General features: G+C 70.8%; 1 protein-coding gene (running past one end of the window). It reads left to right on the top strand.

Annotated elements, in window-relative coordinates; genetic code table 11:
- Positions 1 to 25,109: the 3' portion of a non-ribosomal peptide synthetase gene (locus RT2_RS06160; protein ID WP_072843658.1), read on the top strand. The gene continues 2,413 nt to the left of window position 1, outside the view; the window shows 25,109 of its 27,522 coding nt (coding positions 2,414–27,522); its start codon lies beyond the left edge, outside the window; its stop codon occupies positions 25,107 to 25,109.

Genomic DNA, 25,109 nt, shown 5'->3' with positions numbered 1-25,109 from the left:
GGGCCGTCGGTGAGCTGTACCTGGCCGGCCCGGCGCTCGCCCGCGGGTACCACGACCGGCGGGGTCTGACCTCCGACCGGTTCGTCGCGAACCCCTTCGAGGAGCCGGGTTCCCGGATGTACCGGACCGGCGACGAGGTCCGGTGGACGAACGACCACGAGCTGATGTTCGTCGGCCGTGCGGACCATCAGGTCAAGATCCGCGGGTTCCGGATCGAGCTCGGCGAGATCGACGCCGCGTTGACCTCGCAGGACGGCATCGACTTCGCCGTCACCATCGCGCACGAGCGCAGCAACGGTGCGATCGCGCTGGTGTCCTACGTCCGGGCCCGCTCGGGCCACGCCGTGGACCCGACGGAGGTCATCGCCCGGGCAGGCGAGTTCCTGCCCGGCCACATGCTGCCGTCCGTGGTGATGGTGATCGACAGCGTCCCGTTGACCACCGCGGGCAAGTTGGATCGCCGCGCCCTGCCGATCCCGGTGTTCGGTGCGGCCACCGCGGAGTACCGCGAGCCGGTCACCGACGCGGAGAAGGTGATCGCGGAGGTGGTCGCGGACCTGCTCGGAGCGCACCGGGTCAGCGTCGACGAGTCCTTCTTTGCCGTCGGCGGAGACAGCATCATCGCGATCCAGCTCGTCGCGCGGGCCAAGGAGCGTGGACTGCGCTTCTCGGCGCGGGACGTCTTCGAGCGCAAGACCATTGCCGAGATCGCCAGGGTCGCGGTGCAGGCGGAGGACTCGGAGTCCGCGGCACTCGTGGAACTCGACGGCGCGGGAATCGGCACGGTGCCGCTGACGCCGATCGTGCACTCGATGCTCGCCCGCGGCGGCCCGGACCGGTTCTTCCAGGCGATCGCGCTGACGCTGCCCGACGGTGTCGAGTACGCGTCGCTGACCGCGGCGGTCGCGGCAGTGACGGACCGCCACGATGCACTACGCAGCCGGTTCCTCCCCACCACCGACGGCTGGGGTTTCGAGACCCGGGCCGACTCGATCGACCCGGCCCGCCTGCTGCGCAGGGTCACCGTCGACGCGGCCCCCGGCAGCGACGCGTTCGCCGCCGCGCTGCTCGCCGAGTGCGACGCCGCCGCCGGCCGGCTGGACCCGGCCGACGGGGTCATGCTCCAGTTCGTCTGGCTGGCACCGGAATCCGATGGCACCGAGGTCGCGGGCCGGCTGCTGATCGTCGCCCACCACCTCGTCGTCGACGGGGTGTCCTGGCGCACCATCGTCCCGGACTTCGCGCAGGCCGCGATGCAGGCCGCGGCGGGCGCCGAGGTGGCGCTCGCGCCGGTCGGCACCTCGCTGCGGCGCTGGGCCCACGGCGTGATCGACTCGGCCGCGGAGCAGACCTTTGCCGGCGAGATGGACTACTGGACAGGAGTTCTCGCCGGTCCGGACCCGACGCTCGGGTCCCGCGCCCTCGACCCGGAGCTCGACACGGTGGCCACCACGGACCGGGTGCGGGTGGAGTTGCCCACTGACGTCACCGAGGCCCTGCTGACCAGTCTGCCCGGCGCGTTCCGATGCGGTGTCAGCGAGGGGCTCGTCGCGGCCCTCTCGGTGGCGGTGTCGGTGTGGCGCCGGGACCGCGGGCTCGACTCGTCGTCGGGCGTCCTGCTCACGCTCGAGGGCCACGGCCGCGAGGACGCCGCCGTCGCGGGTGCCGAGTTGTCCCGCACCGTGGGCTGGTTCACCAGCATGTTCCCGGTGCGGCTGGACCTGGGCGCGGTGGACCTCGACGACGCCATGGTCGGCGGTCACGCGGCCGCCGCCGTGATGAAGGCGGTCAAGGAGCAGCTGCACGAGGTGCCGAACCGCGGTGTCGGATTCGGTGTGCTGCGGTACCTCGACGAGGAGACCGCTCCGGTGCTCGCGTCCCTGGGCCAGCCACAGGTCAGCTTCAACTACCTCGGCCGCACCGGTGCGGCGCAGGTGCCCGAGGCGCTGCGCGGCCTCGGCTGGATCCCGGACACGGACGCACCGGACCTCAACGCCACCAGCGGACCCGGCATGACCGTCGCCGCGGCGGTGGACGTGAACGCCGTGGTCGACGACGAGCTCGACGGGCCGCGCCTGTCGGCCACCTTCGCATTCCCGACAGGCCTGCTCACCGCCGAGGACGTCGGCGAGCTCGCCAGCCTGTGGCGATGCGCGCTCCTGGCGTTTGCCTCGCACGCCGAGCAGCCCGGCGCCGGTGGACTCACCCCCTCGGACCTGCCGCTGGTCCGGGTGCGCCAGCACGAGCTCGACCGGTGGGAGCGCAGCTACCCGCTGCTGTCCGACGTGTGGCCGCTCTCGCCGCTGCAGCGCGGCCTGCTCTTCCACGCCGAGCTGTCGGAGCAGACGGTCGACGTCTACACCGCGCAGCTGCGGCTGAGCCTGGCCGGCGTCGTCGACTCGAGCCGGTTGCGTTCTGCCGTGGCGGATCTGGTGCGCCGCCACGAAAACCTCCGCACCGCGTTCGGGTACGCCGAGGACGGCACCGCGGTGCAGATCGTGCTCGAGCACGTCGACGTGCCGTGGCGCGAGGTCGACGTCCGGGCGCTGCCGGAGCACGAGCGGGAGGTGCGCCTGCAGAAGCTGCTCGACGACGAGCGCACCGAGCGGTTCGACATGGCCGCGCCGCCGCTGCTGCGGATCCTTCTGGTCCACACGGCACCTGAGCGTTACACGCTCGCCGTCACCAACCACCACATCGTGCTCGACGGCTGGTCGATGCCGCTGCTGGTCCGCGAACTGCTGGTCTCCTACGCCGCCGGTGCCGACGTCGTCGGGCTGGCCCGGCCACGCTCCTACCGCGAGTACCTGGCCTGGCTGGGCGAGTCCGACGCCGACGCCGCGCACGCCGCCTGGGCGCGGGCCCTCGACGGCGTCGCCGAGCCGACCCTGCTCGCGCCCGCCCGGGTGCCGGGGGAGCACGGCCCGCTGCCCGAGGAGTTGACCGTCGACCTGCCCGCCGGGCTGGAGGACGGGATCGGCCGGATGGCCCGCGAGCACGGGATCACCGTGAACACGGTGATCCAGGCGGCGTGGGGTCTGCTGCTGGCCCGGTTGCTCTCCCGCGAAGACGTCACCTTCGGCGCCACCGTGTCCGGACGCCCGCCGCAGCTGGCAGGCGTCGAGTCGATGCTGGGCCTGTTCATCAACACCGTGCCCGTCCGCGTCCGCATCGACCCGGACGAGTCGGTCACGGCGTTCCTCTCCCGGCTGCAGGGCGACCAGGCAGACCTGCTCGACCACCACCACGTCGGTCTCGGCGACATCCAGGCCGCCGTCGGGGTGGGGGAGCTCTTCGACACCCTGACGGTGTTCGAGTCGTACCCCGTCGACAAGTCCGGGTTCGACGAGAACACCGACATCGGTGGGATGCGGGTGCTCGACCTCGACGCGCATGACGCGACGCACTTCCCGCTGACCCTGATGTCGATCCTCGACCCACGGCTGCGCCTGAGCCTGCGGTTCGCGCCGCAGTCCTTCGACCGCGCCGCCGTGACGCTGTTGTCCTCCCGCCTGATCCGCATCCTGGACACCATGGCGGCGCAGCCCGACCTCGCGATCGCGGAGATCGACATCCTCACCCCGGGTGAGCGAGACCTGGTGGTCTCGGAGTGGAACGACACCGACCACCCGGTGGCCCCGGCCACCCTGGTCGACCTGTTCGTCGAGCAGGTTGCCGCGACCCCGGACGCGGTCGCGCTGGTCGCCGGCGACGAGTGCGTTTCGTACCTCGAACTCGACCGACGAGTCAATCGCATGGCACGGCACCTGCTCGCCGCCGGAGTGAGACCCGAGTCGATGGTCGCGGTGTCGATGCGACGTTCCGTCGACCTGATGGTCAGCATCTACGCGGTCCTCGCCGCGGGCGGCGCGTACGTGCCGATCGACCCCGACCAGCCCGCCGAGCGGACGGGATACGTTCTGTCCCAGGCCCGGCCGGTGCTGGTACTGACCACCTCGGCAGACGCCGCCGGCATGGCCGACGCCGCGGCGACTGTGGCGGTGGACACCCTGGACCTGTCCGGCCTCGACGATGCGCCGCTGACGGCGTCGGAGCGGGCGCCGTTGCGCGACCACAACACGGCGTACGTGATCTACACGTCCGGCTCGACCGGGCGGCCCAAGGGCGTCGCGGTGCCGCACTCCGGCATCGTCAACCGGTTGCTGTGGATGCAGAGCAGGTACCCGCTCGGCGGCGAGGACGCGGTACTGCAGAAGACCCCGGTCACCTTCGACGTGTCCGTGTGGGAACTGTTCTGGCCGTTGCAGACCGGCGCACGAATGGTCATCGCCGAACCCGACGGCCACCGCGACCCGCGGTACCTCGAGGCGGTGATCCACGACCAGCGGATCACGACGCTGCACTTCGTGCCGTCGATGCTCGAGCTGTTCCTCGCCGACGCCGACCTGTCCCGGTGCGAGTCCCTGCGCCATGTGTTCGCCAGCGGCGAGGCGCTGCCGGCCAGTGCAGTCGCCGAGTTCCACCGGCGCAGTCGGGCACGGCTGCATAACCTGTACGGCCCGACCGAGGCGTCGGTCGACGTCACTTTCCACGAGACGCACCGTGCGGAGACGGTTGTCCCGATCGGTGCGCCGGTGTGGAACACCCAGACCTACGTGCTGGACGCCAGGCTGCGTCCACTCCCGGTCGGCGCCGCGGGAGAGCTTTATCTCGCGGGCGTCCAGTTGGCGCGCGGGTACGTCCAGCGGCCGGACCTGACGGCGGACCGATTCGTGCCCGACCCGTTCGGCCGCCCCGGCGCGCGGATGTACCGGACCGGCGACCTGGCGCGGTGGAACGCACAGGGTGAACTGGAATACCTGGGGCGCACCGACTTCCAGGTGAAGCTGCGTGGCCAGCGAATCGAGCTGGGCGAGATCGAGTCGGCGCTCACGCGTGACGACTCGGTCGCCCAGGCCGCGGTGCTGCTGCGCGGGGGAGCCCGTGGTGAGTACCTCGCCGGCTACGTGGTGCCGGCGGTCGGTGCGGAGATCGACCGTGCGGCGCTGCTCGACTCCCTGGGGCGCGACCTGCCGGCGTACATGGTGCCCTCGGTAGTGGTCGTGCTCGACGCGCTTCCGCTGAATGCCAACGGCAAGCTCGACCGGAAGGCTCTGCCCGAACCCGAGTTCGCCGGCGCGGAGTTCGCCGCCCCCGTCACCGCCACCGAAGTCGTGGTCGCGGGGGTCTGTGCCGAGCTGCTGGGCGCGGACCGGGTCGGTACATCGGACAACTTCTTCGACCTCGGCGGCAACTCGTTACTCGCCACCCGACTGCTCGCCCGGCTCGACGCCGAACTCGGCGTGCGGGTGAGCGTCCGAGACCTGTTCGAGGCACCCACTGTCGGGGCGCTCGCCGCCCGGCTCGACGACGCCAACGGCACCGGTGTGCGACGGCCGCTGGTACCGGCGGTCCGTCCCGACCGGATCCCGCTCTCGCCGGCGCAGTCCCGGATGTGGTTCCTCAACCAGTTCGACACCAGCTCCGGTGCCTACAACGTCGCCGTGGCACTGCGACTGAGCGGCACGCTCGACATCGACGCGCTGCAGGACGCGGTCGCCGACGTCACGGGCCGGCACGAGTCCCTGCGCACCCGTTACCCGGACTCGGTCGACGGCCCCAGCCAGCAGATCCTGGCGGCGGGCGACGTCGTGGTCGGCCTGCCGGTCGCCGTGGTGGCGTCGGCCGACCTGGCGGACCGCCTGCGCGCGGAGGTGGCGGGCGGGTTCGACGTCACCACCGAGTTGCCGATCCGGCTGCGCCTGTTCCGGGTGGCCCCCGGCGAGCACGTCCTGTCGATGGTGGTGCACCACATCAGCATCGACGGCTGGTCGATGCAGGCGTTGGCACGTGATGTCATGTCCGCGTTCAGCGCTCGCGCACACGGCACGGCGCCCGGATGGGAGCCGTTGCCGGTGCAGTACGCTGACTACGCGCTGTGGAAGCAGGAGATCCTCGGGTCGGAATCGGACCCGCAGTCTCTGGCTGCACGCCAGCTCGGGTACTGGTCGCAGCAGTTGGCCGGACTGCCGGACCTGCTCGCGCTGCCGCACGACCACCGGCGTCCCACGTCCCCGACCTATCGCGGCGCCGGAGTGCCGTTCAGCATCGACGCCGACGTCTACCACGGCGTCCGGGAGCTGGCCCGCCGTGCGAACGCGACGCCGTTCATGGTGCTGCACGCCGCGCTCGCGGTGCTGCTGGCCAGGCTGAGCGAGTCCACCGACATCGCGATCGGTACCCCGGTCGCCGGCCGCGGTGAGTCCGCGCTCGACGACGTGGTGGGCATGTTCGTCAACACGCTGGTGCTGCGCTCGGACGTCGCCGGCGCGCTGACCTTCGACGAACTGCTCCGCGACATTCGGGACGTCGACCTCGCCGCGTTCGGGCAGGCGGACGTGCCGTTCGAGCGCCTGGTCGAGGTGGTGGCCCCGGCCCGATCCACGGCGTACCACCCACTGTTCCAGGTGGTCCTGGCGTTTGAGGACCTGCAGGTCGACGGCTTTGCCCTGCCCGGTCTGCAGATCCACCGCGAACCCCTCGACTTCGGGGTCGCGAAGTTCGACCTTCAGCTGACGGTCGGCGAGCTGGTGGACGGCGAGGGTGCCGCAGCCGAGTTCGTCTATGCGAGTGACCTGTTCGACGAGGCAACCGTGGTCGAGTTCGCCACGCGCTTCCTGCGGATCCTCACCGCCGCGGTGCGCACGCCCGCGGTCCCGGTCGGCGACATCGAGATCCTCGACGCGGCCGAGCGAATGTCGTTGCGGGAATTGGGTGCGGCGCCGTCACGGCCCGAGCCGGTCGGTCCGACCCTGGCATCGTTGCTGGCGCAGGCCGTGTCGGCGAATCCGGCCGGGGACGCGCTGTCGTTCGAGGGGACAGTTCTGTCCTACGCCGAGTTGGATGCCCGCTCGAACCGGGTCGCGCGTGAGTTGATCGCCAGGGGAGCGGCACCGGAGTCGTGTGTGGCGGTGGCCCTGGAGCGGTCGGTCGAATCCGTCACGGCGGTGTGGGCGGTCGCCAAGACGGGTGCGGCATTCCTGCCGGTGGATCCGACCTATCCGGCCGAGCGGATCGAGCACATGCTCTCCGATTCCGGTGCGGCGATCGGTCTCACGGTGGAACGGAGCCGAGGCGCGCTCGGCGAGTCGGTCCGGTGGCTGATGCTCGACGACGCGGTCGACGCGGAGCGAGTCGCGGCCAGGAGTTCGGCGACGATCACCGACGGCGAGCTGTCCGGTGTGGTGCGTCCGGAGAGTCCGGCCTACGTGATCTACACGTCGGGGTCGACGGGCGTCCCGAAGGGCGTGGTGGTCACGCACGCCGGTCTGGGTGCGTTCGCGAGTGACCAGCGCGCCCGGTACGGGGTTCGCAGCGACTCTCGGACACTGCACTTCGCGTCGCCGAGCTTCGACGCGTCGATCCTGGAACTGATGATGGCGGTCGGCGGCGCGGCCACGATGGTGGTGGCGCCGACGCAGGTCTACGGCGGCGACACCCTCGCCGGGCTGTTGCGCGCGGAACGCGTGACGCATGCGTTCGTGACGCCGGCGGCCCTGGCGACGGTGGACCCGGCGGGCCTCGACCTGCTCGAGGTGGTCGTCGTCGGCGGCGACGCCTGCGAGACGTCGTTGGTGGAGCGGTGGGCGCCGGGACGCCGGATGTTCAACGCGTACGGGCCGACCGAGTCGACAGTGGTTGCGGCCCACTCGGATCCGATGGTGCCCGGCGCTCCGGTGACGCTGGGTGGCCCGGTCGTCGGGACCGACGTCGTGGTGCTCGATGCCCGGTTGCATCCGGTGCCGGTCGGTGTCGCGGGTGAGCTGTACCTGTCGGGCGCCGGGTTGGCGCGTGGCTACCATGCCCGCCTGTCGTTGACGGCGGAGCGGTTCGTGGCGAACCCGTTCGGAGCGGCCGGTTCGCGGCTGTACCGGACCGGTGACCTGGTGCGCTGGACGCGGGAGGGGACTCTCGAGTACCTCGGACGGACCGATGCCCAGGTGAAGATCCGCGGCCACCGGATCGAGTTGGGTGAGATCGACGCGGTGCTGTCCGCCCATGCGGATGTCGACTTCGCGGCGACGGTCGGATTCGACGGCCCGGCCGGTGGCCGGTCGCTGGTCGCGTACGTGCTGCCGCGGGCGGGTGTCGAGGTGGACACCGCCGCGCTGACCGCCTTCGTGCGGGATCGGTTGCCGGAGTACATGGTGCCGGCGTCGGTGACGGTGCTCGAGACGGTGCCGCTGACGCCGGGTGGCAAGCTGGACCGGAAGGCTTTGCCGGCGCCGGTGTTCGAGGTGCGCGAGTACCTGCCGCCGCGGACGGCCACCGAACAGGTGGTTGCCGACATCTTCGCCGAGGTACTCGGGACCGAGCGGGTCGGTGCGGACGACGACTTCTTCGCGCTGGGCGGCAACTCGCTCAGCGCGACCCAGGTGGTGGCCCGGGTCAACGCCACCGCGGGCACCGATCTGCGGGTTCGGGAGGTCTTCGGCAACTCGACCGTGGCGGGCCTGGCGACCCTGGTGGACACCCACGAGGCCGCGGACCGGATCCCGCTGGTCGCGGGGGAGCGGCCCGAGCGGATCCCGCTCTCACTGGCCCAGCAGCGGATGTGGTTCCTCAACCGATTCGATTCCGCGTCCGCGGTGTACAACATCCCACTCGCGGTCAGGCTGACCGGCGCCCTGGACGCCGCCGCGCTCGCGGCCGCCGTGCGCGACGTCATCGACCGGCACGAGTCCCTACGCACCCTCTTCCCGGACTCCGATCAGGGTCCGCAGCAACGAATCCTGGCCGGCACCGAGGTGGCGCTGGACCTCACCCCGGTCGATGTCGACGGTGAGGACGAGTTGCGGACCGCGATCTTCGGTCTTGTCTCCGGCGGCTTCGACGTGACCGCCGCCATCCCCCTGCGCGGCGGCATGTTCCGCCTCGACGCGAGCGAGCACGTGCTGGTGCTGGTGGTTCACCACATCAGCGCAGACGGCTTCTCGACCCTGCCGCTGGCCCGCGATGTGTTCACCGCCTACGAGGCCCGGACTCGTGGCGAGTGCCCGGACTGGGCGCCGCTGGCGGTGCAGTACGCGGACTACGCGCTGTGGCAGCGTGAGGTGCTCGGGTCCGAGGACGACCCGGAATCGCTGGCGTCGGTCCAGCTGGCCTACTGGGCGGAGCGGCTGGCCGGCGTCCCGGGCGTGCTGGAACTGCCCACAGACCGGTCCCGGCCGGCGGTCGCGTCCTACCGCGGCGGCCGCGTCGACTTCGTGGTCGGTGCGGAACTGACCGAGCGACTCAACGGTCTCGCGCTCGAGCACCGCTCGACCCTGTTCATGGTCCTGCACGCGGCGCTGTCGCTTCAGCTCGCCAGGCTCAGCGGCTCCACCGACATCGCCGTCGGCAGCCCGATCGCCGGCCGCGGCGAGGCGGCGCTGGACGACGTGGTGGGCATGTTCGTCAACACCCTGGTGCTGCGCACCGAGGTGGACCCGACGCTCACTTTCGCGGACCTGCTGGCCCAGACCCGCGGGGTCGACCTGGCCGCATTCGGGCACGCCGACGTGCCGTTCGAACGGGTCGTCGAGGTCGCCAACCCGCCCCGCTCGCAGGCATATTCGCCGCTGTTCCAGGTCGCGCTGTCGCTGCAGAGTCAGGGCGTCGGCTCGCTCGAGCTGCCGGACGTGCGGGTGACGATGCTCGACCCGGAGATCGACGTCGCGAAGACCGATCTGGAGCTGACCTTCCGCGAGGGCGAGGAGGGCATGTCGGGCTCGTTGACCTACGCGGCGGACCTGTTCGACGGCGGCACCGCGCAGCGGTTCGTCGACCGGCTGGTCCGGGTGCTGGGCTCGGTCTCGGCCGACCCTGCGGTCCTCGTCGGCGAGGTCGACCTGATCGACGGGGGAGAGCTGTCGGTGCTCGCGGAGCGGGCGATCGCGACGCAGCATCCGGTCCGGCTGATGCCGGAGATCCTGAGCACGGGCGCGGCGCTGGACCCGGAGAAGGTCGCACTGACGATGTCCGGCACCGAAATGACCTACGCCGAGCTCGACGCAACGTCGAACCGTCTTGCCTGGCTGCTGATCTCGCGGGGCGCCGGACCCGAGTCGGTGGTGGCGCTGGCGTTCCCGCGGTCGGTGGAGTCGGTGGTCGCGATGTGGGCGGTCGCCAAGACCGGCGCGGCGTTCGTACCGGTGGATCCGGCGCTGCCGGACGCGCGGATCGAGCACATGCTGACCGATTCCGGTGCGGCGCTGGGGCTGACGGTGGCCCGGGTCCGCGACCGGCTGCCGGGCATCGTCGAGTGGCTCGAGCTCGACGGCGACGTCGCCGAGGGGCTGCCGGACGGCTCGGTCGCGGATGGTGACCGGACGGCACCGCTGTCCGCGGAAAACGTCGCGTACATGATCTACACGTCGGGGTCGACGGGTACGCCGAAGGGCGTGGCGGTAACCCACACCGGCCTCACGGCATTCACCGCCGAGGCACGTCCGGAGATGGCGATCACCGCCGCGTCGCGGGTGCTGCGGCTGTCGTCGGCGAGCTTCGACGCGTCGCTGTTCGAGATGCTGGGCGCGTTCAGTACCGGCGCAACCATGGTGGTCGCGCCGCCGGAGGTCGTGGGCGGCGACGAGCTCGCGGTGCTGTTGCGGGACGAGCGGGTGAGCCACGTGATGAGTGCGCCCGCGGCGTTGGGGACCCTGCGCGGGGAGGACCTGCCGGACCTCGAGATGGTGGGAGTCGGCGGTGACGTGTGCCCGCCGGAGTTGGTGGCGCGCTTGGCGCCGGGGCGACGGTTCGTCAACGGCTACGGCCCGACCGAGACCACGATCGTCATCACCCTGACCGAGCCGTTCTCTGTCGACGACCGGATCACCATCGGTGTGCCGATCGGCGGTGCGGGCGCGGCGGTGCTCGACGCCCGGCTGCGGCCGGTGCCGGTCGGTGTGGTGGGTGAGCTGTACCTGTCCGGTGCCGGGCTGGCCCGGGGGTATCACGAGCAGGCCGCGTTGACCGCGGGCCGCTTCGTCGCGAACCCGGGTGGTCTGCCCGGTAGCCGGATGTACGCCACCGGCGACCTGGTGCGCTGGACCGCCACAGGTGAGCTGGACTTCGTCGGTCGCGGCGACGCGCAGGTCAAGCTGCGCGGACTGCGCCTCGAGCTCGGTGAGATCGAGGCGGCACTTGCGGGCTGCGACGGGGTGGCGCAGGCGGTGGTGACGGTGCACGAGGACCCGCACACAGGCCAGCGGTTGCTCGGCTACGTGGTCGGCGACGCGGACACCGCCCTCGATCCGCAGGTGCTGCGCGACGCGCTGTCCGGGTCGTTGCCGGCGTACATGGTGCCGGCGCAGATCGTCGTGCTCGACGAGCTCCCGCGCACCGTGGTGGGCAAGCTGGACCGGAAGTCGTTGCCGGTGCCGGAGTTCGAGGCGCGGGCCTTCCGCGCGCCGTCGACCCCGATCGAGGAGATCGTGGCCGGCGTGTTCGAGGACGTGCTCGGCATCGAGCGGGTCGGCGTGGACGACGACTTCTTCGCGCTCGGCGGGAACTCGTTGATCGCCACCCAGCTGGTCTCGCGCCTCGGCGCGGCGTTGGCGACCCAGGTGCCGGTGCGGATGCTGTTCGAGGCGTCCACGGTGGCGGCGTTGTCGGTGGCCGTCGAGCGGCACGCCGGGACGGGTGGACGTGCGGCTCTGGTCGCCGGCCCGCGCCCGGAGCGGATCCCGCTCTCGCTGGCGCAGTCCCGGATGTGGTTCCTCAACCAGTTCGATCCCGAGTCGGCGGCGTACAACGTGCCGATCGCGCTGCGGCTGTCGGGGCAGTTGGACGTCGCGGCGCTGCGCGCCGCGCTGGCCGATGTGCTCGAGCGGCACGAGTCCCTGCGGACCGTCTTCCCCGGCTCGGACGACGGTCCGCGGCAGCGGATCCTGACATCATCCGAGGCCGGAGTCGACATCGTCGGCCTGCCGGTCACGCCGGAGGCGCTGATTCCGGCGTTGGCCGAGGTCGCCTCGGCAGGCTTCGACGTCACGACCGGTGCTCCGGTGCGGGCACGACTGTTCGAGCTCTCCGACACCGACCACGTCCTCGTCGTCGTCGTGCACCACATCGCCGCCGACGGGTTCTCCGTCGGGCCGCTGGCCCGCGACGTGATGGTGGCCTACGAGGCCCGCAGTCGTGGGGAGGCGCCGGGCTGGGCGCCGTTGGCCGTGCAGTATGCGGATTTTGCGCTGTGGCAGCGTGAGGTCCTCGGTTCCGAGGACGATCCGACGTCCTTGATCGCCGGCCAGCTCGCCCACTGGCGGGTCGCTCTGGAGGGCCTGCCGGACCAGCTGAACCTGCCGGGTGACCGGCCGCGGCCGAGCGTCGCCTCGTACCGTGGTGCGCGGCATCGCTTCTCGCTCGACGCTGACCTGCAGCACGGGCTGAACCGGGTGGCGCGGGAGAACCACGTCACACTGTTCATGGTCGTGCACGCGGCCCTGGCCGTCCTGCTCTCGCGGCTGTCCGGTACCGACGACATTGCAGTCGGCACCCCCGTGGCAGGGCGCGGCGAGGCGGCGCTCGACGACGTCGTCGGCATGTTCGTCAACACACTGGTGCTGCGAACGGCGCTCGACCAGGCGGAATCCCTCGCGGGCCTGCTCGCGCGTACCCGGGTGTCGGATCTGCAGGCGTTCGGGCATGCGGATGTGCCGTTCGAGCGACTGGTCGAGGTGCTCAGCCCGGCTCGCTCGCAGGCCCGACACCCGCTGTTCCAGGTCATGTTGGTGTTCCAGAACTTCGCGCAGGCCTCGCTCGAGCTGCCGGGACTGACGATTTCCGGGGTCGACTACGACGCGGGCGCCGCGAAGGTGGACCTGCAGCTGACGATGTCCGAGGTTGATGCGGGCGGCGGGGGGATGCTCGCCGAGTTCGAGTACGCGACAGATCTTTTCGACGAGTCGACGATCGCGTCGTTCGCCGAGACGTTCCGCGGAATCCTGTCCACGATTGTGACCGACATGTCCGTCGCGGTCGGGGACGTCCAGATCCTCGACGAGGTCGAGCGCGCCCGAGTGCTCGGGTGGTCGCGGGGCCGTCGTTCGCCGTCCTCGGTGACGTCACCGGTGTCGCTGTTCGGTGACCGGGTGGACCGGTTCCCCGACGCGGTCGCGGTCGCGGCCGGTGACGAATCGGTGACCTACGCGGAGCTCGACACACGATCGACCGCGTTGTCGGCCGAGCTGGTCCGACGGGGCGTCGGAGCCGACGACGTGGTGGCCCTGGTGCTGCCGCGGTCGGTGGCATGGATCGTTGCGATGCTGGCCGTGTGGAAGGCGGGGGCGGCCTACGCGCCGATCGACCCGACCTATCCCGCAGAACGGATCGAGTCCATCGTCGCGGACACCGGAGCCCGGTGCGTGGTGAGCGACACGGCCCGCGACCTTTCGGTCGACGTCGTGCAGACGGGCGAGTTCGGCGTGGCGGCAGGCCCGCTCGCGCGTCCGGTCGACCGTTGGCGTGAGCCCGGGGCCGGCGCTCGTCTGGGCTACGTCATCTCGACGTCCGGGTCGACCGGCAAGCCGAAGCCGACGCTGGTGCCGATGGCGGGTATCGAGAACACCTTGGCCTGGTACCGCAGTGAGCTGCCTTCCGGCGACGGAGGACTGCTGATCGCCTCCTCGCCGAGTTTCGACCTGACGCAGAAGAACGTGTGGGCCGCGCTGACGGAGGGTCGGGCGATCCATCTCGCCGCGGACGGCTTCGATCCGCGGGACATCCTGCGGATTGTCGAGGCCGCCGCCACGGTCGGTTCGGGTGTCGCGGTGGCGAACATGTCGCCCAGCGCGTTCGAGGCGGTTGTCGACAGCGACGCCGACGGTGTCCTGTCCGCCCTCGAGGTGGTCTTCCTCGGTGGCGAGGCGATCCGGCTCGGCAAGCTCGAGGCGCTGATGAATTCGGGTCTGCGGGTGGTCAACAGCTACGGACCGACCGAGGCCTCGGACGTGGTCTCCTTCTTCGGCGCAACGGTCACCGACGGCCCCGGAGTGCCGATCGGATCGCCGGTCGCGAACATCGATCTGTTCGTGCTGGACCGTCGGATGCAGCTGGTCCCGGCCGGTGTGGAGGGTGAGCTGTACGTCGGCGGAGTCGGCGTGGGCCGCGGCTACGGTGGCCGGTTCGACCTGACGGCGGATCGCTTTGTGGCCAACCCGTTCGGGGACAACGGTTCCCGGATGTACCGCACGGGTGACCTGGTGCGGTGGAATGGCGACGGCCACCTCGAGTACATCGGACGCTCGGACTTCCAGGTGAAGCTGCGGGGTCAGCGAATCGAGCTCGGCGAGATCGAGGCCGCGTTGCTCGAACATGGTTCGGTCGGTCAGGCCGTGGTCGTGCTGCATCACGACCGGCATCTCGGTGACCGGTTGGTGAGCTATGTGGTGGCGGCGGCGGGTAGGACCGTCTCGGCGGACGACCTGAGGTCGGCGCTTGCGAGGCGGCTGCCCGCGTACATGGTGCCGGTGTCGGTGACGGTGCTCGATCGGATGCCGTTGAGTGCCAACGGCAAGGTGGATCGGAAGGCGCTGCCGGCTCCGGTGTTCGAGGTGCGGGCCTTCCGGGCGCCGTCGACCCCGATCGAGGAGATCGTGGCCGGCGTGTTCGCGGACGTGCTCGGAGTGCCGCGGGTCGGCGCGGACGACGACTTCTTCACGCTCGGCGGCAACTCGCTGATTGCGACGCAGGTGGTCTCGCGGCTGGGTGCGGTGCTGGATGCGCAGGTGCCGGTGCGAGTGCTCTTCGAGGCATCGTCGGTGGCGGCGCTGGCCGTGGCACTCGAGCAGCACGCGGGCTCCGGTGGGCGCCCGGCGCTGGTGGCGGGTCCGCGGCCGGAGCGGATCCCGCTCTCGCCCGCACAGTCCCGGATGTGGTTCATCAACCAGTTCGACACCGCCTCGCCTGCCTACAACATTCCGGTCGCGGTGCGGCTGTCGGGCGACCTGGACGTCGCGGCGCTGCGGGCGGCCGTCGGTGACGTGCTGGCGCGGCACGAGTCGCTGCGGACGGTGTTCCCCAACTCGGCGGACGGACCGTCCCAGGTGGTCGTCGGCATCGACGACGTCCGGCTGGACCTCGACGAGGTGACGGCGTCGTCGGACGGCATGATGGCCGCGTTCACCGAGTTTGCGTTGCGGGGCTTCGACGTGTCGGCGGAGATCCCGTTGCGCGCACGCCTGTTCCGGGCATCGGCATCGGAGCATGTCTTCGCGTTCGTGGTGCACCACATCTCGTCGGACGGCTTCTCGGCAGGCCCGTTGGCGCGGGACCTGATGGTGGCCTACCTGGCGCGCGCCGAGGGGCAGGCCCCGACGTGGGCGCCACTCGAGGTGCAGTACGCGGACTTCGCCCTGTGGCAGCACGAGGTGCTCGGGTCGGAGGACGACCCGGAGTCGCTGGCAGCGGTCCAGCTCGGCTACTGGGTCGAGCAGCTCTCCGGGGCACCCGCGCTGCTGGAGCTGCCGACGGACCGCCCGCGCCCGCAGCTGGCGTCGATGCGCGGCGCGCGCACCGACTTCACGATCGACGCGGAGCTGCTGGAGCAGTTGACGGACCTGGCTCGGGGGCGTCAGTCCACGCTGTTCATGGTGCTGCACGCGGCGCTGACGGTGCAGCTGGCCCGGTTGAGCGGATCCACCGACATCACCGTCGGCAGCCCGATCGCCGGTCGCGGCGAGGCCGCACTCGACGACGTGGTCGGCATGTTCGTCAACACCCTGGTGCTGCGCACCCAGGTGGACCCGACCCTGACCTTCACCGAGTTGCTGGCGCAGACCCGCGCGGTGGACCTGGCGGCGTTCGGTCACGCCGACGTGCCGTTCGAGCGGGTCGTGGAGGTGGTGAACCCGCCGCGTTCGCAGGCGCACGCGCCGCTGGCCCAGGTGGCCCTGTCGCTGCAGAACCAGGGGTTGGCCTCGTTCGAGCTGCCGGGCATCGAGGTGTCGGCGCTCGAGGCGGACGCCTCGGTCGCGAAGATGGACCTCGAGCTGACGTTCCGGGAGAGCGCGGACGGCCTGGCCGGTTCGCTGACGTACGCCGCGGACCTGTTCGACGAGTCCACGGCGCGGACCTTCGTCGAGCGCCTGGTGCGGCTGCTGGGCTCGGTCGTGGCCGAGCCGGCCGTGGTGGTCGGCGAGCTGGACCTGCTCGACGAGAGCGAGCGGGCGACCCTGGCGCAGCGGGCGCTCGCGCGACCGCTGCCGGCGCGGCTGCTGCCGGAGATGCTCGCCACCGGTGCGGCACTGGACCCGGAGAAGGTCGCGCTGATCGGATCCGGCGCCGAGATGACCTACGCGGAGCTCGACGCGACGTCGAACCGGATTGCGCGGCTGCTGATCTCGCGAGGAATGGGACCCGAGACCTTCGTGGCGCTGGCGTTCCCGCGGAGCCTCGAATCGGTCGTCGCGATGTGGGCGGTCGCCAAGAGTGGGGCCGCGTTCGTGCCGGTGGACCCGGCGCTGCCGATCGCGCGGATCGAGCACATCCTCACCGACTCCGGTGCGGCGCTCGGCCTGACGCTCGCCGGGGTCCACGAGGACATGCCGGGCACCACCGAGTGGCTCGAACTCGACGCCGCCCTGGCCGAGGGTCTGTCCGACGCACCGGTCACCGACCGGGACCGGACGGCGCCGCTGTCCGCCACCAACGTCGCGTACATGATCTACACCTCGGGCTCGACCGGCATGCCCAAGGGCGTGGTGGTCACCCACACCGGGCTGTCCGCGTTCTCCGCGGACGCCCACCCCGAAATGGTCATCACCGCCACATCACGTGTGCTTCGACTGGCCTCGGCCAGCTTCGACGCCTCGATGTTCGAGATGCTGACGTCCTTCAGCACCGGCGCGACCATGGTGGTGGCGCCGCCGGAGGTCGTCGGCGGTGACGAACTCGCGGGACTGGTGCGCGATCAGCGGGTGAGCCACCTGATGAGCGCGCCCGCGGCGATGGGGACCATGCGCGCCGAGGACCTGCCCGATCTCGAGGTGGTGGGCGTCGGCGGCGACGTCTGCCCGCCGGAACTGGTGGCCAGGCTCGCACCCGGTCGGCGGTTCTTCAACGGTTACGGCCCCACCGAGACCACCATCGTCGTCACCCGGACCGCGTCGCTGGCCGCCGGTGACCGGATCACCATCGGCGCACCGATCGGCGGCGTCGGCGCAGTCGTGCTCGACGCGCGGCTGCGGCCGGTGCCGATCGGCGTGGTGGGCGAGCTGTACCTGTCAGGTGCCGGTCTGGCCCGCGGCTACCACGACCGTACCGACCTCACGTCGGCCCGCTTCGTGGCCAACCCGTTCGGCGAGGCCGGGACCCGGATGTACCTCACCGGCGACCTGGTGCGCTGGACGGCGAACGGTGACCTGGACTTCGTCGGCCGCGCCGACTCACAGGTCAAGCTGCGCGGACTGCGAATCGAACTCGGCGAGATCGAGTCGGCGTTCCTCGCCTGCGACGGCGTGGCGCAGGCCGTGGTGACGGTGCACGAGGACCCGCACACCGGGCAGCGGTTGCTCGGCTACGTCGTCGCCGACCCGGAGGTCGCGCTCGACCCGCAGAAGCTGCGCAGCGAGCTGTCGGCATCGATGCCGGCGTACATGGTGCCCGCGCAGGTGGTGGTCCTCGACGCGCTGCCGGTGACGGTCAACGGCAAGCTCGACCGCAAGGCCCTGCCGGTGCCGGCCTTCGAGGCCGTCGCGTTCCGGGCGCCGTCGACGCCGATCGAGGAGATCGTGGCCGGCGTGTTCGCGGACGTGCTCGGGGTCGAGCGGGTCGGCGCCGACGACGACTTCTTCGCGCTCGGCGGCAACTCGCTCATCGCCACCCAGGTGATCTCGCGGCTCGGTGCCGCGTTGGACACGCAGGTGCCGGTGCGGGTGCTGTTCGAGGCCTCGACGGTCGCCGGGCTCGCGGTCGCGGCGGAGCGGCACGTCGGCGGCGGCGGACGGGTCGCGCTGGTGGCTGGTCCGCGGCCGGAGCGGATCCCGCTCTCGCTCGCGCAGTCCCGGATGTGGTTCGTCAACCAGTTCGACACCAGCTCGCCGGCCTACAACATCCCGCTGGCGATCCGGCTGACCGGGGAACTCGACGTGGCGGCGCTGCGAGCGGCCGTCGGGGACGTGCTGGCACGGCACGAGTCGTTGCGCACCGTGTTCCCGAACTCGGCGGCCGGTCCCTCCCAGGTGGTGGTCGGTGTCGGCGAGATCGAGGCGGACCTCGACGAGACGGAGGTGTCCGAGGATGTGCTGACGGCCTCGCTGTTCGACTTCGTGTCCCGCGGATTCGACGTCTCGACGGAGATTCCGTTGCGTGCCAGGCTGTTCAAGACCGGCACTGCGGAGCACGTCTTCGCGGTCGTGGTGCACCACATCAGTGCGGACGGCTTCTCCCTGGCGCCGTTGGCGCGCGACGTGATGGTCGCCTACGCCACCCGCGCCGGGGGGCTGGCGCCGACGTGGGAGCCGCTCGAGGTGCAGTACGCGGACTTCGCGCTGTGGCAGCGAGAGGTGCTCGGGTCGGAGGACGACCCGGAGTCGCTGGCCGCGGTTCAGCTCGGCTACTGGGGTGAGCAGTTGGCGGGCGTGCCGGCAATGCTGGAGTTGCCGACAGACCGTCCGCGCCCGCCGGTGATGTCGATGCGCGGGGCGCGCACCGAGTTCGGCGTCGACGCCGAACTGGCCGGTCGCCTGCGGGAGCTCGCGCTGGCCGAGCAGTCCACCCTGTTCATGGTCCTGCACGCCGCGCTGGCGGCGACGCTGTCTCGGCTCAGCGGGTCGACGGACATCACCGTCGGCACCGCGATCGCCGGTCGCGGCGAGGCTGCACTCGACGACCTGGTCGGCATGTTCGTCAACACGCTGGTGCTGCGCACCGAGGTGGACCCGACGCTCGGATTCACGGAGTTGCTGGCGCAGGCCCGCGCGGTGGACCTGGCCGCGTTCGGCAATGCCGAGGTGCCGTTCGAGCGGGTCGTCGAGGTGGTGAACCCGCCTCGGTCGCAGGCACATTCGCCGCTGTTCCAGGTGGCGCTGGCGCTGCAGAACCTGGGGGCGACGTCGTTCGAGCTGCCGGGCATCGAGGTGTCCGCGCTCGACGCGGAGATCGCGGTCGCGAAGCTGGACCTGGAGCTGACCTTCCGGGACTCCGAGGACGGACTGATGGGTTCGGTGACCTACGCGGCGGACCTGTTCGACGAGTCGACGGTGCGCGGATTCGTCGCGCGACTGGTGCGGCTGCTCGGGGCCGTTGCCGCCGACCCGGCCCTGCCGGTCGGCGAACTCGACCTGCTCGACGAGGCGGAACGCGCCGTGCTCGCCGAGCGGGCGACCGCGACGCCACTGCCGGTGCGGCTGCTCCCGGAGATCCTCACTGCCGGTGCTGCCCTGGACCCGGGCAAGGCCGCGCTGACCGCGTCCGGCCGCCAGGTGTCCTACACCGAGCTCGACTGCGACTCGAACCGCCTGGCGCGGCTGCTGATCTCGCGTGGCGTCGGCCCGGAGTCCTTCGTGGCGCTGGCGTTCCCGCGGTCGGTCGAGGCAGTGGTCGCGATGTGGGCGGTCGCCAAGGCCGGCGCGGCCTTCGTGCCGGTGGACCCGGCGCTGCCGGCCGCGCGGATCGAGCACATCCTCACCGATTCCGGTGCGGCGCTGGGCCTGACGGTCGCCGGGATCCGTGAGGGCCTGCCGGGCATCACCGAGTGGGTCGAGCTGGACGGCGAGGTGGCCGAGGGCTGGTCCGACGGCCCGGTCACCGACCGGGACCGGACGACGCCGCTCTCCGCGGACAACGTGGCGTACATGATCTACACGTCGGGTTCCACCGGCATGCCGAAGGGCGTGGCGGTGAGCCATACCGGCCTCGCCCCGTTCACCGCGGACGCCAACCCGGACATGGCGATCACCGCGCAGTCACGGGTGCTCCGCCTGTCTTCCGCCAGCTTCGACGCGTCGCTGTTCGAGATGCTCGCCTCGTTCAGTGCCGGCGCGACCATGGTGGTCGCGCCGCCGGCGGTGATGGGCGGCGACGAGCTCGCGGCGCTGTTGCGCGAGGAGTCGGTCACCCACGTGATGAGCGCGCCCGCCGCGCTCGGGACCATTCGGCCCGAGGACCTGCCTGCACTGGAGATGGTCGCGGTGGGCGGCGACGTCTGCCCGCCGGAGCTGGTGGCGCGCTTGGCGCCGGGTCGGCGATTCATCAACGGCTACGGACCGACGGAGACCACGATCGTCGTCACCCTGACCGGGCCGATCTCGGTCGGTGACCGGATCACCATCGGTCCGCCGGTCGGGGGCGTCGGCGCGATGGTGCTCGACACGCGGCTGCGGCCGGTGCCCCTCGGCGTGGTGGGTGAGCTGTACGTGTCCGGGCTCGGACTGGCCCGGGGCTACCACGACCGCGCGGAGCTCACCGCGAGCAAGTTCGTGGCGAACCCGTTCGGCGAGGCCGGGACCCGGATGTACGCCACCGGCGACCTGGTGCGCTGGACCGCCGACGGTCAGTTGGACTTCCAGGGCCGCGCCGACTCGCAGGTGAAGTTGCGCGGGCTGCGGATCGAACTCGGTGAGATCGAGGCGGCCCTGGCCGGGTGCGACGGCGTGGCGCAGGCCGTGGTGACGGTGCACGAGGACCCGCACACCGGGCAGCGGTTGCTCGGCTACGTCGTCGCCGACCCGGAGGTCGCCCTCGACCAGCAGGTGTTGCGCGACGAGCTGGCGGGTTCGTTGCCGGCGTACATGGTGCCGGCGCAGGTGGTGGTCCTCGACGCGCTGCCGGTGACGGTCAACGGAAAGCTGGACAAGCGGGCGCTGCCGGTGCCGGAGTTCGCGGCGCGCGAGTTCCGCGCGCCGTCGACGCCGATCGAGGAGATCGTGGCGGGCGTGTTCGCCGAGGTGCTCGGGATCGAGCGGGTCGGTGCCGACGACGACTTCTTCGAGCTCGGCGGCAACTCGCTGATCGCCACCCAGGTGATCTCGCGCCTCGGCGCGGCGCTGGACACGCAGGTGCCGGTGCGGGTGCTGTTCGAGGCCTCGATGGTCGCTGGGCTCGCCGTCGCGGTGGAGCGGCATGTGGGTTCGGGTGGGCGGAAGGCGCTGGTGGCGGCGCCACGTCCGGAGCGAATTCCGCTGTCGCTGGCTCAGTCTCGGATGTGGTTCCTCAACCAGTTCGATCCGGCGTCGCCCGCGTACAACATTCCGTTGGCGATCAGGCTCTCGGGAGAACTTGACGTCGTGGCGCTGCGGGCCGCGGTCGGTGACGTGCTCGAACGGCACGAGTCGTTGCGCACCGTGTACCCCGAAGCCGACGGTTCCGGGTACCAGGTGATCGTTCCGGCTACGCGAGCGGTACCGGCGATGACGCCGATCCCGGTTGCACCCGGCGAGGTGCTTGGGCGAGTCGTCGGACTGCTCTCGCAGGGGTTCGACGTGACGTCGGACGTCCCGCTGCGCGGAGCGTTGTTCGAAGTCGGAGACGACGAGTTCGTCTTGGTGTTCGTGGTGCACCACATCAGTGCAGACGGCTGGTCGGTGGGGCCGTTGGCTCGTGACGTGATGGTGGCCTATGCCGCCCGCAGTCTCGGGGAAGCGCCCACCTGGGAACCGCTCGCGGTGCAGTACGCGGACTTCGCGCTGTGGCAGCGGGAGGTGCTCGGGTCCGAGGAGGATCCGGAGTCGTTGCTCTCGAAGCAGCTCGGGTACTGGACGTCTGCGTTGTCAGGGCTTCCGGAACTGATCGAACTGCCTACGGATCGGCCGCGTCCCGCGATCGCGTCGAACCGGGGTGCCGCGACGACCTTCGAGATCGAGGCGGACCTGCACCTGGCGCTGAGCGAGTACGCGAGAGCGCGCCAGGCGACCCCGTTCATGGTGGTCCACACAGCGCTGGCGGTGTTGTTGAGCCGGCTGAGCGGATCCCGGGATGTCGTGATCGGCTCTCCGATCGCCGGGCGTGGTGAGGCGGCGCTCGACGATGTGGTCGGCATGTTCGTCAACACCCTGGTGCTGCGTACCGATATTCGTCCCGAGGCCGATTTCGCGGAGGTGCTCGCGCAGGTTCGGGAATCGGATCTGGCGGCCTTCGCGAACGCGGACGTGCCGTTCGAGCGGCTGGTAGATGCGCTGAATCCCGTTCGTTCCCAGGCGCATTCACCGCTGTTCCAGGTGTCGATGGCGTTCCAGAATCTCGGGCGTACGGACTTCGAGTTGGCGGGTCTGCGTGTCTCCGGTGTCGAACTCGACACGGTCGTCACCCAGTTCGACCTCGACTTCGCCTTTTCCGACCGGTACGACGACAACCGTCGGCCGGACGGAATCGTCGCCAACCTGACGTACTCGACGGACCTGTTCGACGAGTCGACGATCACGAGGTTCGTGGAGTCGTTCCAGCGTGTGCTCCGTGCAGTGGTCGCGACCGAGGCGGTGCCCGTCGGGGACGTCGACCTACTGCACGACGACGAGCGGCGCACGATGCTCGAGGACTGGAACCAGACCGCGGTGCCGATGCCGGCCGGCGTGCTGCTCGACGGATTCGACGCCCAGGTCGCCGCCGCTCCCAACGCGACGGCGGTGGTCTTCGAGGGCCGGCACCTGACCTATGCGGAGTTCGACGCGGCGGTCAACCGTCACGCGCGCTGGCTGATCTCGCAGGGGGTGGGGCCCGAGTCGCTCGTGGGACTGGCGGTGCACCGCTCGTTGGAGATGGTGATCGGGATGTACGCGATAGTCCGTGCCGGCGGCGGCTACGTGCCATTGGACCCGGATCAGCCGATGGAGCGATCCGAGTACATTCTCGGCACCTCCGGCGCGACGATCGTGCTGTCGACCGCGCGGGACGCATTCGAATGCCCGGAGGGCATTCGGTCGGTGAACCTCGACGAACTGGACGTCTCGGACTTCTCCGGGCTTCCGGTCGCGGACACCGAGCGGTGCGCGCCGTTGCGGGGCGAGAACACGGCCTACGTGATCTTCACCTCGGGATCGACGGGACGGCCGAAGGGTGTGGCGGTCAGTCACGACGCGGCCGTGAACCAGATTGCGTGGATGCAGGGCCGGTATCCGCTCGGCCCGTCCGACACGGTGCTGCAGAAGGCCCCCGTCACCTTCGACGTGTCGGTGTGGGAACTGTTCCTGCCCCTGCACGCCGGGGCCCGGCTGGTGGTGGCGAAGCCGGACGGCCATCGCGACCCCGAGTACCTGGCGGCGACGTTGGAGGAGTGGGAGGTGACGGTCACCGAGTTCGTGCCGTCGATGCTCGACGTCTTCCTTGCGGACCCGTCGCTGCAACTGCCGTCGTCGCTGCGGTACGTCCTCGCGGGCGGCGAGGAGTTGTCGGCCGACCTGGCCCGGCGCTTCGCCGACCGGACCGATGCCGTTCTCGACAACACCTACGGACCCACCGAGGTCACGGTGACCTCGACCGCCTACCGCGTCGAAGGCGAGGTTGGTGCGGTGGTGCCGATCGGGCGTGGGGTGTGGAACACCGGTGCGTACGTGCTGGACACACGCCTGAAGCCGGTTCCGGTGGGCGTGCCGGGTGAGCTCTACCTGTCCGGCGACCAGGTGGCCCGTGGCTATCAGGGCCGTCCGGACCTGACCGCCGATCGTTTCGTGGCCGATCCGTTCGGGTCCGGTGGCGGCAGGATGTACCGCACCGGTGACCTAGTTCGGTGGAACCGGGACGGTCAGTTGGAGTTCCTGGGCCGCACCGACTTCCAGGTCAAGCTGCGTGGACTGCGCATCGAGCTCGGCGAGATCGAGGCGGCGCTGACCCGGTCGGCCGGTGTGGCGCGGGCCGCTGTCGTGGTAACGCATCAGGCGACTGCCGGGGACATGCTCGTCGGCTATGTCGTCGGGGAGCCGGGGGCGGTGCTCGATCCGGTCGCGCTGAAGTCTGCGGTGGGGGCGGCATTGCCGTCGTACATGGTGCCGTCGCAGATCTTGGTGCTCGACGACTTCCCGCTCAACTCGTCGGGCAAGCTCGACCGCCGGGCCTTGCCGGCGCCGGCGGCGGAGGTACGTGAGTACCGCGCACCGGTGTCGCCGACGGAACTGGCGATCGCCTCGGCGTTCGTCGAGGTGCTCGGGGTGGACCGAGCGGGGCTGGACGACAGCTTCTTCGACCTCGGTGGCAACTCGCTGAGCGCGATGCGTGTGGTGAGCCGGCTGCGGACCGAACTCGACACCATCGTGCAGATGCCGTGGCTGTTCTCCGATCCCACGCCGGAGGCACTGGCCCGGCAGATCGAGCGCGGCGACACCGACGCCGACCAGACCTTCGAGGTACTGTTCCCGATCCGCACGACGGGGTCACGGCCGCCGGTGTTCTGTGTCCACCCGATTGTCGGACTGGCCTGGTGTTACACGGGGCTGGCCCAGCATGTCGACGCGGACCGGCCGATCTACGGACTGCAGACGCCGGCGGTGCTGGGCGACGGCGAGCTGCCCGGTTCGATCGAGGCCGTCGCGGAGGTCTACCTCCGCGAGATCCGTCGGGTGCAGCCGTCCGGGCCGTACCACCTGCTCGGCTGGTCGCTCGGCGGCGTGATCAGCCACGCCATTGCGGTGCAACTGCAGGAAGAGGGCGAGACGGTGGAACTGCTGGCGATGCTCGACAGTTACACCGCCGAGAGTGAGGCCGCAGTCGTTGCGACCGGTGGAGGTGCCGAGCTGACGATGGGAGACCTGCTCAGCGGCATGGGGATGGACGGGGTCGGTGACCAGCAGGTCACGGACATGACCCTGGACCAGGTTGCTGCAATGTTCGGCTTGCTGACCGGGCAGAGCGAGGAACGCGCCACCGAGATCGTCGGCCGGCTCCTCGTCGCGGCCGAGCACAACTCGGAGCTGACCGCGGCGTACCGGCCCGAGATCTTCGACGGCGAGGTGCTGTTCTTCACTGCGGGCGAGGATGATCCGACGGGACAACTCGCGGCGACGGGCTGGGAGAAGTACGTCAGTGGCGATGTCCGCAACCATCGCGTGGCCAGCACCCACTGGGGCATGACGTCGCCGGCCGCCCTGCGCGTCGTCGGACCCGTCCTGAAGGAGCACACGGACGGGAACGGGGCCCGCTAG

It is taken from the genome of Rhodococcus tukisamuensis NBRC 100609 (genome assembly GCF_001894985.1).
Classification (GTDB): domain Bacteria; phylum Actinomycetota; class Actinomycetes; order Mycobacteriales; family Mycobacteriaceae; genus Rhodococcus_G; species Rhodococcus_G tukisamuensis.
This window is presented reverse-complemented; position numbering and strand designations above follow the sequence as displayed.